This is a genomic window from uncultured Endozoicomonas sp. (genome assembly GCF_947495845.1).
GTDB lineage: Bacteria > Pseudomonadota > Gammaproteobacteria > Pseudomonadales > Endozoicomonadaceae > Endozoicomonas.
The window spans coordinates 46849-60646 of sequence record NZ_CANMAO010000026.1 but is presented as its reverse complement, the minus strand read 5'-3'; the positions used below and the strand labels follow the sequence as shown (position 1 = coordinate 60646).

Sequence of the window (13798 nt, the reverse complement as noted above, 5' to 3'; positions counted from 1 at the left end):
TCAGACCGTGTCAGCGGAGGCGCATAATACCGCACCTCGTTGATTTGTCAATCGGTTGTTTTCATCGTTTGATTCAAACAATCGTTTTCAAATCACTCTTCCTGTTAGTGATGAATCCTCATCAGTTAACATTGGCTTTCTCGTTGGAGATCGTCCGTGGAAGAGGGGCGCATTGTACGCACATGGTTTCTTATGTCAATACGCTTTTGTTTACATTGAATTATCACAGCCATAAAAAAAGCCGCTCTAAAGCGGCTTCCTTTATATAGCTTGCAGTTAAGCGAGCATCGAACCCTTGAGCTTTTTCATGGCGTTCTTTTCAAGCTGGCGAATACGCTCAGCAGAGACACCATAAACATCAGCCAACTCATGCAATGTTGCCTTGTCTTCGGCAAGCCAGCGTCGCTGAAGAATATCACGGCTACGCTCATCCAGCTGTGCCAACGCACTTCTCAGTTGCCCAACGGAATTATCAGTCCAATCTTCTTTCTCTAATATAGAAGAAGGATCTGCACTGCGATCTTCCAGATAGTGGGCAGGTGCCTGATAGGCAGTATCGCTGTCGTCATCTTGGTAACCGTCAAAGGCGGTATCCTGTCCAGCCATGCGGCCTTCCATTTCATGAACGACTCGAGTCTCTACACCCAGATCTTCTGCGACCGCTTTAGCTTCGTCATTGGTTAACCAGGAGAGACTCTTCTTGGCACTGCGCAGATTAAAGAACAACTTACGCTGCGCTTTCGTAGTCGCCACTTTAACGATCCGCCAGTTGCGAAGAATGAATTCATGAATCTCTGCTTTCACCCAGTGCACAGCAAACGACACAAGACGCACACCCACTTCTGGATTAAAGCGTTTGACTGCTTTCATCAGGCCAACATTACCTTCCTGAATCAGGTCGGACAGTGGGAGCCCATATCCGGAGTAGCTTCTGGCAATGTGCACAACGAATCGAAGGTGCGACATGACTAACTGACGAGCAGCTTCAAGATCATCATGAAAATAAAGTCTCTCAGCCAGTGTTTTTTCCTGATCGGCAGACAGGACAGCAATATTGCTGACAGATGCCACATAGGCCTCGATGTTACGACCTGGAACTAACATGTCTACTGGTTGAAGACTGGTATTCATAATTGACTCCGCCAAATGACCCTCTTTATCTGACTCTATAAAAATAGTTTAAGTTCAAGTTAATTCTAATATAACAAAAACTCACCCTACTTGCGCTATCGACTTTACAGGACGTTTTCTTAAGAAAACCTCTATTTACATAGGTTATTCCGGCACGAGCCCTTGGAAATGACGATAACAACTGGCCATCGCCCCTATACCCCCTAACAAGATTCCTGCAAGCAGTAGCGTTCCAAAAACATCCAGGCCCGGACCAAACAGCGACATATTACTGCTGTATAAACCGGCCAACTCCGCCATTTGAGAACCTAACACAGCGATCAAAACCAAAACAATGATCTGTGCCAATAGCGCACCGGCAACGCCGTACCACAATCCCATATAAATGAATGGCATGGAGATAAAGCCCCGGGTACCGCCCACCATACTGACAATCTTGATTTCATCCCGCCGACTTTCAATATTGAGACGTACTGTATTACTGATAACCAGAACAACCGTTAGCCCTAGAATACCGCCCAACATCAAGGAGAACTGCTCCAGCATCGCCAATATTGCCTGAAGGCGCTGAACCCATTGACGATCAAGACGAACTTCTTCCACGCCTATCATTTTCTGAAACTGTGTAATGGCTTCATCGAGCGCCTGAAATGAGGCATTTTTATCCGGTGTCAACTGAATAACCGCTGGGAGAGGATTAAAACCAAGATGACTGATAACCCCCTGAAGGCCGGCTTTGCTCTGAAAGTCTTGCAACCCCTGCTCGGGCGAGATGTACTCCACCGTTTCAATCAGCGAATGAGCCCGATAATCACGAACCAACTGATCTATGGTTTTCTGACTGGCATTTTGACTGAGGTAAACGGACATTCTCGGCTGACCGTCCCAAGCGGAGCCCAGCTGCTGAATATTAGCGACCAACACATAAAGTAATGCCGGCAAGGCAAACGCGACGGCAATGAGCAGACAGTTCAGTAAGCTGGACACCGGCGTTTTCATCAATCGCAAGAACGCCTCTTTACCCACTTGTTTATGCAGGCTGACCAAAGTGCTCATGGTTAAGGTAGCGACTTGCTGGCGTTTAGCGCCCCGGCGTTGAGTATCCTGAGTAACCGGCGCTTCTGTCTTTCTTGGCTCCCGACTATTCACTCTTTTCTGTTCAGCTTTTTTAAACAAACTCACTGAACCTCCTGGTCTGACACCAGACAACCCTGTTCAAGGGTGAGTATTCGATGACGCATTCGCGCCACCAGCGCCAGATCATGACTGGCAATCAACACGGTGACGCCAACCTGATTGAAGCTTTCAAAGAGCTTCATAATTTCTGCGGATAACTGCGGATCTAAATTACCGGTAGGCTCATCCGCAAGAATTAATGAAGGACGATTCACCACTGCCCGAGCCAAACCCACCCGTTGTTGCTCGCCACCGGAGAGAGCCACTGGATAAAGTTTCTCTTTATTTAACAGGCCAACCATATCAAGAGAGGCTCGAACTCGCCCGGCACAATCTTCCGGTGAGTATCCGGCAATCAGCAGCGGCAACGCGACATTATCGAACACCGTTCGATCAAACAGGAGCTGGTGATCCTGAAAGACCACCCCAATGTTACGACGAAGATACGGAATACGACTGTTCTTCAATGTCCGCAGATTATGGCCTCCCACCCAGACCTGACCTACGCTGGATCGCTCAAGCAACATCACCAGTTTCATCAAGGTACTTTTACCGGCACCGGAATGGCCGGTCAGAAACGCTATTTCGCCCCGCTTTAAATGAAAGCTGACGTTTTCGAGGCCTACATGCCCTCCGGGATAACGTTTACTAACACCATCAAAACGAATCATTCAGCGTTCCCTGTCTTGATCATCGCCTGCCGACCACTCAACTCTCTCGAGTAAAGAGCGCCTTAACAAATTCAGGGGCAGAGAATGGACGCAAATCATCAATCTGCTCACCTACACCCAGAAAACGAATAGGCAGCTTCATCTGTTTAGATAATGCGAAGATCACGCCACCTTTTGCAGTGCCATCCAACTTGGTCAACGCCATGCCTGTCAGGCCAACGGCTTCATGGAAAACCTTCGCCTGGCTCAGGGCGTTTTGCCCAGTGCCGGCATCCAGAACTAGAAGAATCTCGTGAGGCGCGGTTGGGTCCAACTTACCCATCACCCGTTTCACTTTTTTCAGCTCTTCCATCAAGTGATCTTTGTTGTGGAGACGACCGGCGGTGTCTGCAATCAGCACATCAACATTTCGGGCTTTCGCTGCTGCAAACGCATCGTAGATAACCGAGGCGCTGTCTGCACCCGTGTGTTGGGCAACCACCGGAATTTGATTTCGCTCACCCCAAACCTGCAACTGCTCAACCGCCGCCGCACGAAAAGTATCACCGGCTGCCAGCATCACTTTGCGGCCTTCGGACTGGAATTTGCGGGCCAGCTTGCCAATGGTGGTGGTTTTCCCCACACCATTCACACCCACCACCAAAATCACGAAAGGAGAATCTTGCTTTGGAATCACCAGCGGTTCATCTGCGGGCGCTAGCACTTCAGCCAACTCTACCTGCAATGCATTCATTAACGCTTCGGCATCATCCAGCTCTTTATACTTCACCTTTTTTGTGAGTTTTTCGATGATCTCGGTAGTGGCCTCCACACCGACGTCTGCCACCAGCAACTGGGTTTCCAGCTCATCCAGCAGATCGTCATCGATCTCTTTTTTACCAATAAAGAGTTCAGCAACGCCTTCTACCAGAACACTTCGGGTTTTATTCAAACCCTGACGCATGCGGGAAAAGAAGCCGGTACTTTCTGTTTTGGTTTCTGGTTGCGCTAGCGTCGGGACGTCTGCAACCTGTTGAACAGGTTGAGCTTCAGGCTCTGATTTAACAGTGTCAGGTTCAACACTTACGGTTTCCTGAACCGGTGCCACCACTGACGGCTCTGAATGGGCAGCCGTTTCTGAAACCGGTGTTTCAACAACCTGCGCTTCAACTACTGACGCATCTTCAACCGGTTCAGCTTGTTGCTCAACCTGTTCTTCAGCGGTGTCTTCCTGGGTACGTTTGCCCCATGGCCAAAAACTGCGTTTGGCCTTCTTTTCATCGTCTTTGCGCGAACCGAACATAGACTACTTCAATAACCTTGGTGGGAGTTGCCTGAGGACAGTATGGATAACAAATAGGTTAACTTTGCTGACATTCTGCCATGCAGGGCTGAAAATTATCTATCCTATCTTAATTCAGTTTTTCACGAAATGAACTTCTCTGTTATCTGTTAAGTAGTCAGAACATGGATCATAACGAGCCTATTCACACCCGACGATTGCTACTCCTGACCATCGGGGGCATTGCCATTATTTTACTGGCCTACCTGGTTTCTGCTGAGGCAGCTGAATACAATGTTTTTTCAGCGCCATCGACGAACCTGATGTCATTAGATCAATTAGCTGTCAAAGAAGGAGGGGAGACATCTTCTCGATGACTCTTTACAGGTGACTTTTTACACAAAATTCAGGCTGTTTTGTCATAATCCGACAAAGAATAGCCTTTAAGCCCCATAATTGTTATAGGGTGATCACTAAGAAAGGGTGGTTTTTTCGCATCTACGGCTTTAACTGCATATTCTTTTACACACCTAATAAAGTCCGACTCATCCTTGCAATCTCTTATGTTCATATCACCTAGCTCTGGGTTCGTCATTATCACAGAGGTCACATCAACCTTCGCTGTACCATTGCTATAAACACAAGATCTCTTGCCCAGATAAGGAAATTTCAGCGTTTCAGCAGCAGATAGCATACGGTATATCTTGAGAGTTTCCTCAGGGGGAATACCAGCGAACAAAGAGGAGAACTCATCAGGGGGAATATCAGCGAACAAAGAGAAGAATTCATCAGCATTCATTTGATCATAGTTTTTTGCAAGGCTTGCTAGATGCCCTGAAATTGCATCACCTTTAGCCTCCCGTTTCATTAAGTTTTCCAACACCGGCCCTAATTTTTTTAACACCGTCGACGAATCCTTAATAATGTCATTCTTTAGCTTATCCATACTACTCGACTCAATCTCTCTCAATTCAAATAAGCCCGGAATAATATCAAAAGATGAGCAAATGGTTGGCCCTTTAATTTGAACTGGAACCTGATCAATACATGCTTTGCCAACAACAAACAACTTTCCCGGATCATTTGAACTCAAACACAACTTTTCCAATAATCCAGCTGAGGCTTCTGCCGCTTTGGATTCGAGACGCCTGCTATATTTATCACTCACGTACCTTTTTTTTTCGTGATTAATTTCTCCCACTACGATACATCTAAGTGATTTATATTGATCCTTAAGGCTATTCATTTTTTGCTCAAAAAGCACCATCGCCTGGCACCGCACAGAATAAATTGGATGAGGATGGTATCTAACAAGCGCTAAATACTCTTCAACACTGGATTCATTTTTTTTATCTGAAAGCTTGTAGACTCTATAGGGCATAGATCGACCAGAGAAGCTACCGTCTTGATCAATATATAGGTTAAATTTACCAGACTCATGCAACGTAATGGAGTTATAATCCTGTTGTTCTTTACTGTTTATAGTGAGAGCACAGGCCAGCGACAACTCGCTGTCATTGTATGGTTGATAAACGATATCATCACTCTCCACACCTACCATAGGCCGCACAAATTTTCTCATACAATCAAATGGGTAAGTTTTTGCTCTTCCTTCAGAAAATGATCCCAGGATTATGGGTTTATCCTCACCAAACATCCCCTTCAACTCAGTATTAACAATCTCTTTAATGATGTTCGTCTTTGTATTAGACAAGCGCATTCTATTTACTAAACCATAGCTTGGATATTTATCATGCTCATTTCTAACAGCAGCATCAGCACTATAAACGACGACTGCCAAATTTATTTCTTTTGAACCCTCAATAATATCGCACTGAAATGACGGTAAATCTTTTATCAAAAACTCACGACCCAACCCTTCTTTAGTAACAAAGACTTTAGAGGCAGGCTGACTCACAGAAGCATTACATTTTCCCTCTGAGTCAGGAGAAGTAGTAACCATTCGCCCGGAATAACGCCCTTCAGCTTCTTTATGCTGCTTAGAACTGCCTTCTCCATCTTGGCACGAAAATCTAACACCGCCTCCCGCCTCAATCATTACACAACCACATGACTTGCAATTTTCAGGTACGCATTAAGCGGCTCAAAATTATTTAGCATAGAGTCGGCTTCCTTCGGAAACCGACCTGAGTAGTTAACCACCTGAAATCATATTTTCTGACTCACTGGCCAGGCTCTCTGACTGCGTTGCAACTCTGGTCACATAGCTCGCTATGCTCCCGTCGTTGGCCTTGCAGAGAACCTGGTCAATAAGCCAGAAATATTCAATTCCAAATGGCCAACTACTTATAACGTCAAAACCATACAAATCATCATTCGGAGCCCGTCAAAGATGACTGATTCGTTTCGCCAACACCAGCATCTTCGGTCTTGTTTGTCAGCGCGACAGAGAATTCAAGTGATGCATGATCACTAACAGTTGCAACTTCATCATTTCTGATAGCTTCTATTAGCCGTTCGTAGGTATCCAGAGGTGTTATACCTTTGTTCTTCACTGCGGATGTATAATGGAAATCCAGAATAATCTGATCATCAACAACGTTAATATCTCCATATGTGTACACATTATCGAGAGGTCTGGTGCTTGCCGGATACCCACTTTTAGCAAGTAGGTCACTCGCACGTTCCTGGTCTATCTCAAGAGCCTGCATAATCTTAGGAAATGAACCATATTTTTCTATCAAAGTCTCAACTTCGCCACTTAAATCATTTCTAGCTTCTGGAGATAGTTTACTACCATTTTCCTCTTCCTTAATCCCGCATAACAAGGATAGGGTAGCCGCCTGGTCAACTAACTTTTCAAGATGCTTCAATCGATCCTCTTTTGTACAGGGTTGATTTAAAACCTTAGGCGATAGAGCGCCACGGATTAGTTGAGCGCCATTGAATCCACAGAAATCTTCCGACCGTGGGTGAAAAGTGTGTGGACAATGCTGACCAGAAAGCTTCTCAACCATCCCCCCTGTAAGGTCGTCAGCACCTGCTTCTATAAACTTTTCATGCACCGTATCAGGGGCATCACCAAACCTATTAAAATCACCCGCGCTGATAACAGCTTTGCCGCAATTTATACTATTCTGGGTCGCTTTAGTCAGTATTTCAGCAGATGGTTCTTTGGATTTTGGATCAAAAGGGTAGAAGTGCGAAAAGAACATATCTACTTTTTGATATTGAATTTGCAAAGCACACCTAGCAAAATTCTCACCAAAATTAAAATCTTTCTGGTTTTGCCCTTCAGGTGGCCTATCGGTCGTGGGATTCTTAGTAAAGAAAATTTTCTTGAGTTCAGGCTTTCCACCAAATAGCTCCTCACATTTTTTACTCACTGCAACCATGTAATAAAGCCTTTGGTCAACACCTGTGCCTGGGTAACCGTGAATATTGTAGGGCACTTCGAATATTTTAGAAAACCTATCCCCCATAGCTTCACGCAGGGCTTGCTCGACGGGACCAAGCACCTCAACATCGCCCTCATTGTCCGGAATTTGCTTTCGCAGTTCCAGCAAGACAACAACATCTGATACAGCCGCCATTTTTTTAACTGCATCCAGTAAACCCACGAGCCGATTGCTTATTGAGGCCTGCCCAAGAAGCACTCCGTTACTACTATTTCCATCTGATGAATCTTTTGGTATGCATTTGTGGACAAATTGGCGAGCTACTCCACATTCCGCATTCCACGTGGTAATTCTCACCGTTTTTTTAGGTTCACTTGACTGACCGGGATCTTTTTCCGTAACGACTCTATAGGGCCCATGGGCCGAGTTTGAGCGAACTTGCATGCTTGCACCTCTTTTGTTGAAATTGATTGTAGGTTTATGCAACAACGATTAAGACAATCCAAATACCTGTTGGTTCCATCAACCTAAAAAACATTTTCAACGCCTGACTAACAGCACAAACGCCTCATTTGATACTATTGGTCTAATCATCCCTGTCACATACCTCGTTGCTGGATTCATTAAATGCCACGTCAATTCAGGATACCTAAACAACCACTGCCTCACACCGGCAAAGGTCAACTCCGAATCATTGCCGGAGAATGGCGCAGCCGTAAGCTACCAGTGGCAGACGTTCCCGGGTTACGCCCGACATCAGATCGTGTGCGGGAAACGGTTTTCAACTGGTTAAGCATGATCACTCCCGGAGCCAACGTGCTGGATGTGTTCAGCGGTACCGGTGCATTGTCGTTTGAAGCGTTATCCCGTGGTGCAGCGTCAGCAACCATTCTGGAAAAAAGCCCGGTGGCTGCCAACATGCTGAAGCGTAATCTGGCGACCTTAAAAACCAGCAAGGCGCAGGTGATCGAAACCGACAGTCTCATTTGGCTAACTCGCCCTGCGGACCAACCTTATGACCTGATCTTTCTTGACCCGCCGTTTCGTATGAACTTGCTCCAACCCGCCTGCGAACTACTGGAGCGCAATGGTTATCTTCACGAAAATAGCTACCTCTATATAGAAGTCGAAAAGGAGCTGAGCCCAATGCCCGCTCCTGACAACTGGCAGCAGGAAAAGGTAAAAACCGCAGGACAACTGACCTTCAGCCTCTGGTCAAGGGCTGCGAACGGTTAAAAAACAACAATAAACACAGGTTCACATATGGACTTACCGAAACGTTATCAGTAATCTTGGCGCGGCTGATCTTTATCAAATAAATGGTGCGTCTGAACGCTGTAAGATCCACAGAACGTTTTTCTAAAACGCTGTTGCTAAAACTTAGGAAGCAGTGGGTCGCCCCTTCACACAAGAAAGAACGGCTCATGGCAGTTTGGACGCATACCTGAACTAAGAACGAACCTGATCAAAAGGAGCAGTTCCCCATGAAACAACCCGTACGTATTGCCATTACCGGCGCCGCTGGCAACATCAGCTACTCTCTGCTGTTCAAAATTGCTGCCGGTGAAATGCTGGGGGCTGATCAGCCGGTTATTCTGCAGCTGGTTGAAATTCCACAAGCCATGGACAAACTCCGCGGCGTTGCCATGGAACTGGAAGACTGCGCCTTCCCACTGGTTCACGGCATCAGCCTGCACGACAACCCATTCGATGGTTTCCGTGGCATTCATTACGCCATGCTGGTTGGTGCACGTCCTCGTTCCAAAGGCATGGAACGTGCTGACCTGCTGGAAGCCAACGCCGTTATCTTTGCTGAACAGGGCAAGGCACTGAACGAAGTAGCTAATCGCGACGTTAAAGCGCTGGTTGTGGGTAACCCTGCCAACACTAACTGTCTGATTCTTTCTCGCAACGCACCAAACCTGGCACCTTCCCAGTTCTGCGCCATGACCCGTCTGGATCACAACCGTGCTCAAGGCATTCTGGGCAACAAACTGGGCGTTAACCCTTCCGATATCGAAGGCGTTTGCGTGTGGGGTAACCACTCACCAACCATGTATCCTGATCTGCACCACGCTCAGGTGCTGGGCGATGAAGCAGCCATCGATATGATCGATGAGAAGTGGTACAAGGAAGAATATACACCACGCATTCAAAAGCGCGGTGCTGAAATCATTGAATGGCGCGGTCTCTCCAGCGCGGCGTCTGCTGCACAGGCAGCTCTGGATCATATGCATGACTGGGCTCTGGGCAGCGATAGTCGCATCGTTTCCATGGGTATTATTTCCGATGGCAGCTACGGCGTTGCCAAAGGTATCTACTACTCCTTCCCGGTAGTGTGCGAGTTCGGCAGCTACCAGATCATTCAGAACCTGCATATCAATAAATATGGTCAGGCAATGATGAAGAAAACCGAACAGGAGCTGCTGGAAGAGAAAGCCGCTGTTGATCATCTGCTGCCAAAGGAAACCGCTGCGTCCCGTGAAGAGCTGAGCACCTCAAGCCGTACTGGTCAGACTGAGTTTGATGCTGGCATCGATACTGGTGAAGCTTACTACAAAGCTGATCGTATCTGCTGATTCCCTCCTGTTAGCTTGGTGGCCAGCTGGCTACCAAGCTCTCTATTGTTAAGAACCTCTCTACGACCTCACAACCCCATTTTCATCACCTTTCCAACACAATACCACTACGGTCAAATAGCTATACTTGAAATACGACTCAAGTAGCCAAGGAGATGGTGATGCCAACAATCGAAGGCAATAACGGATTCTATAAGCCACAAAGCACTGAACCTAGCAATAAGCCAGTACCAAAAGAAAGGTCAGGCAAAAACAAAAAGCACGTTATACAACACAGTGAAACTGCCAATATACTGCTGACACCAGATGGTTTAGAAAACTCTCCTCGCACTACAGATGTAAAAAAAAGGCGCGTTGCACAAAGAAGAGACAAGTTGAGTGAAACCCATGATGCAAACGTGCCAACCCCACGCTCGAAGGCCGTCCTGAAAACTGAAGTGAATGCACTTATTAACGACGTCAAACATAAGAAAAGCCTGACAGTTGCAATAAAGCTTCTCGATGAAGCAGAGCCTGACGTAATAGAAGCTTTATCACAGGAGAAAAAATTCCCTCCATTTGCCCAAGCCGCCCTGAATCGTCGAGTATTGTCTGAACGGCTTCAGCAGGCAATTTCTAATGAGGTATCAGGTTTATTTCGAATCAATGGATTAATAGATCAGATCAAATTTGCAGTGAAAAACTTCAGTAAAAAGCCCTTGCCAGTTAAATTGCTTGCTGACCCACTTTCCTGTGCGCACCTTTTTAAAGAGATCTTGAAGCAAAAGCCTCCACTTCAATTTAATGCCTTTATCAAGTCGTTAACTTCAAAACACAAAAACACCCTCAAAGAAGAGTTGCTGGAAGCTATCAATCAACTAACAGAAGACCGTGCAGATAACTTGGAGATTGGACTTTCAGTAATAAGGCAAGCTTATAGCCAAGCTCCAGAAAAAGGATCAGACAATCTTGCTGAGAACCCTGTGATCTCTAAACATGCCCTTCTCGACTCTTTTACAGAAAATGTATTCTCCTTCCCTAAAGAGCCCGATATAGAGCTTTCCCTAAAGCAGCATGCTGATGGGGCGTCCTTGTTAAAAGACATAGTGGCACTGAAGCTGGATTTATAAATTCTGAAAATCCTTAACTGACCAATCCAGAAACATTGAACTCAGGTCAGACTGAGTTTGACGCTGGCATCGATACCGGTGAAGCTTACTACACAAAGATAAAAATCAAGACCTCCTTAAAAAGCACATTGCCGACTGATGGTTTATGTTTTCATCAGCCATAAGATCAATTAGACGACAGCGGAAAGAAATAGCTGACTTCCATTGCCTTGAAGGAATCCAATGCCTTTTTGGTAATAAAGCCCCGATCTAAAATCAACACCTGATAAATCACCCGATCCAGTAACGCTCTGGGTGGTTCATTCTCGTCGCCTTTCAACACGCTATACACCAGCTCGTGCCAACTGGTAAGCACCATAAATGTATTGAGCGCCAGCGCTTCCTGTTCGGCATCGGTTGCTTCCATTAACCCGGCGGCAATCAGCCCACGGAAGACCTGCTGCACCATACCAATACACAGTCGTGCAAAATCCCGATAGAGGGTTTGTAACGTTTCACTTCGAGCTAATGCACCGTGTAAATCCCGGAAGATAAAACGGTACTGCCACATCGAAGCCAATAACAGCTCCAGATACTCGCGCTTGTCATCAAACGTGATGGCTCGATTTTGTGGAAATACAATCTTTGTCATCAATTCCTGCTGGAACTGCTCAAACAGGATCAGAATAATCGCGTCCTTATTGCGGAAGTGATAATAGAGATTCCCGGGAGAAATGCCGGCATTGCTGGCAATGTGGTTCGTGGTCACATGCCTTTCGCCTTCCTCATTAAAGAGGCGAAGCGCCGTTTTCAGAATATTGTCTCGCGTTTTACCAGCCATTTTCAGAAGTGCCGAAATAAAGTTATTGACGATTTAGAGTAATTACTCTAAAAATAGCACAGACACCTTTTAGAATAAACGTTGATAAATGATAATGAAAAACAAGGAGAGCGTATGAGCGCCGTTGAACCCCTAACCACAGAGCACCGAATCGTGACTCAGCAAATCACCATATCCCTACAAGATGTTTTAAACGCCCAGAAGACTGCTTTTTTAAAAGATCCGAATCCTGATCACCAAGAACGCATTGCTCGATTAAAAGCATTGGAAAGCGCACTTCTGGACAATAAAGATGCTCTGCTGGCCGCACTGAATGAAGACTTTGCAGGCCGTTCCGCCAATGAGTCCTTACTGACGGAGTTTATGCCAAGCCTTGGTGGCATTCACTACACTCGCAAGCGATTGAAGAAGTGGATGAAACCCAGCCGCCGTTCCCTGAGCCTGCAACTCCAGCCTGCGTCTGCCAAAGTTATCTACCAGCCTTTAGGCGTCGTGGGTATTGTCGTGCCGTTTAACTACCCACTGTTTCTGGCTCTTGGTCCGCTGCTGACGGTGCTGGCGGCTGGCAACCGCGCAATGATCAAGATGTCGGAATTTACCCCCAAAACATCAGAACTGTTCGCCAAATTGATTGAGCAGACATTCCCATCGGATTTAGTGACCGTCATTTGCGGCGATGCTGACGTCGCCACAGAATTCAGTTCACTTCCCTTCGATCACTTGATTTTCACCGGCTCGACCAACGTGGGCCACCATGTGATGAAGGCGGCATCTCAGCATCTGACACCAGTTACTCTGGAGCTGGGTGGTAAATCACCAGTTATTGTGGATAACGATTTCCCCCTTGCAGAAGCGGCCGAAAGAATCTGTTACTCGAAATCATTGAATGCCGGGCAAACCTGCGTCGCTCCAGACTATATCCTGATTAAAAATGAGCAGAAGGCTGAGTTCATTGAGCAGTATTTAAAGGCTTTCCGGAAGATGTTCCCAACGGTGAATGGCAACGGAGATTACACGTCCATTATTAACCCTCGCCATCACCAGCGTTTGTTAAACCTGCTTGAAGACGCAAAAGCTCAGGGCGCCAAAGTGCACTCTGCCACCGATGAAGAAATTAACGACGGTAGCCGTCGAATTCCGATCCATCTTCTGGAAAACACCTCCGATGCCATGGCGGTGATGCAGGAAGAAATTTTCGGCCCATTATTGCCAGTTATTGGTGTGGATAACCTGGACGAAGCCATTAGCTTTGTGCAACAGAGACCACGACCATTGGCGCTTTACTACTTTGGCTCTGATGCCAAAAACCAGCAAAAAGTGCTGGATCAAACCCACTCCGGTGGCGCCTGTATTAACGAGTGCATGCTCCACGTTGCAGTTGAAGATCTGCCATTTGGCGGTATCGGGCCTTCCGGAATGGGGCACTATCATGGCTACGAAGGGTTCCTGACGTTCTCGAAAGCCAAGGCCGTTTTGTCTAAAGGCAGAATTAACGGTGCGAAGATGATCTTCCCGCCTTATGGTGGGTGGTTGCAATCTAAGCTGCTGGCATTCCTGTCCGGTGGAAAATAATCCGTAACCTGAAAAATATTGAAATACAGCACTTAAAGGCTCCAATACCTAAACTTGGAGCCTTTTTTATAGGCATGAATAATCGGGAACTGATGTAGAACAAAAGTGTCTATAACTCTG

General features: G+C 46.4%; 12 protein-coding genes. 5 read left to right on the top strand and 7 right to left on the bottom strand.

Features of this window, described 5'->3' with window-relative positions; translation table 11 throughout:
- Positions 1-276 precede the first annotated feature (276 nt).
- The 4 genes from rpoH to ftsY all read right to left on the bottom strand — a co-directional run bounded on the left by rpoH (position 277) and on the right by ftsY (position 4260).
- Positions 277-1131: an RNA polymerase sigma factor RpoH gene (rpoH, locus tag Q1B11_RS15695; protein ID WP_299734266.1), complete on the bottom strand. Its 855-nt coding sequence runs from the start codon at positions 1129-1131 to the stop codon at positions 277-279.
- A 144-nt stretch (positions 1132-1275) separates the two neighbouring features.
- On the bottom strand, positions 1276-2313 hold the full coding sequence (gene ftsX / locus Q1B11_RS15690; protein ID WP_299734265.1) for a permease-like cell division protein FtsX: 1038 nt from the start codon (positions 2311-2313) through the stop codon (positions 1276-1278).
- Positions 2310-2978 (bottom strand): cell division ATP-binding protein FtsE, encoded by a 669-nt coding sequence (ftsE, locus tag Q1B11_RS15685; protein ID WP_299734264.1) that lies wholly within the window; start codon positions 2976-2978, stop codon positions 2310-2312. The genes ftsX and ftsE overlap by 4 nt, the downstream gene beginning before the upstream one ends.
- Before the next feature lie 37 nt (positions 2979-3015).
- Complete coding sequence (gene ftsY, locus Q1B11_RS15680; RefSeq protein WP_299734263.1) at positions 3016-4260, bottom strand: signal recognition particle-docking protein FtsY; 1245 nt, start codon at positions 4258-4260, stop codon at positions 3016-3018.
- A gap of 164 nt (positions 4261-4424) precedes the next feature.
- Here ftsY and Q1B11_RS15675 point away from each other — a divergent pair, with 164 nt between their 5' ends.
- Complete coding sequence (locus Q1B11_RS15675; protein ID WP_299734262.1) at positions 4425-4616, top strand: hypothetical protein; 192 nt, start codon at positions 4425-4427, stop codon at positions 4614-4616.
- A 29-nt stretch (positions 4617-4645) separates the two neighbouring features.
- On the opposite strand, the gene Q1B11_RS15670 is transcribed toward Q1B11_RS15675, so the two are convergent.
- Both Q1B11_RS15670 and Q1B11_RS15665 read right to left on the bottom strand, forming a co-directional pair.
- Complete coding sequence (locus Q1B11_RS15670) at positions 4646-6298, bottom strand: hypothetical protein (RefSeq protein ID WP_299734261.1); 1653 nt, start codon at positions 6296-6298, stop codon at positions 4646-4648.
- A 274-nt stretch (positions 6299-6572) separates the two neighbouring features.
- Positions 6573-8042, bottom strand: a complete 1470-nt coding sequence (locus Q1B11_RS15665; protein ID WP_299734260.1) for a hypothetical protein — start codon at positions 8040-8042, stop codon at positions 6573-6575.
- Positions 8043-8225: 183 nt separating this feature from the next.
- On the opposite strand from Q1B11_RS15665, the gene rsmD reads away from it, so the two are divergent.
- The 3 genes from rsmD to Q1B11_RS15650 all read left to right on the top strand — a co-directional run bounded on the left by rsmD (position 8226) and on the right by Q1B11_RS15650 (position 11286).
- Positions 8226-8834, top strand: coding sequence for a 16S rRNA (guanine(966)-N(2))-methyltransferase RsmD (rsmD, locus tag Q1B11_RS15660; protein ID WP_299734259.1), 609 nt, complete (start codon positions 8226-8228; stop codon positions 8832-8834).
- 248 nt (positions 8835-9082) lie between these two features.
- Positions 9083-10177: a malate dehydrogenase gene (locus Q1B11_RS15655; protein WP_299734258.1), complete on the top strand. Its 1095-nt coding sequence runs from the start codon at positions 9083-9085 to the stop codon at positions 10175-10177.
- 161 nt (positions 10178-10338) lie between these two features.
- A complete protein-coding gene (locus tag Q1B11_RS15650) occupies positions 10339-11286 on the top strand; it encodes a hypothetical protein (RefSeq protein ID WP_299734257.1) in 948 nt (315 codons plus the stop codon).
- 166 nt (positions 11287-11452) lie between these two features.
- Here the strand turns inward: Q1B11_RS15650 and Q1B11_RS15645 are convergent, their stop codons facing one another.
- Complete coding sequence (locus Q1B11_RS15645; RefSeq protein WP_299734256.1) at positions 11453-12106, bottom strand: TetR/AcrR family transcriptional regulator; 654 nt, start codon at positions 12104-12106, stop codon at positions 11453-11455.
- 114 nt (positions 12107-12220) lie between these two features.
- Between Q1B11_RS15645 and Q1B11_RS15640 the strand changes: the two genes are divergently transcribed.
- Positions 12221-13678, top strand: a complete 1458-nt coding sequence (locus Q1B11_RS15640) for a coniferyl aldehyde dehydrogenase (protein ID WP_299734255.1) — start codon at positions 12221-12223, stop codon at positions 13676-13678.
- The last annotated feature ends 120 nt before the right edge of the window (positions 13679-13798 follow it).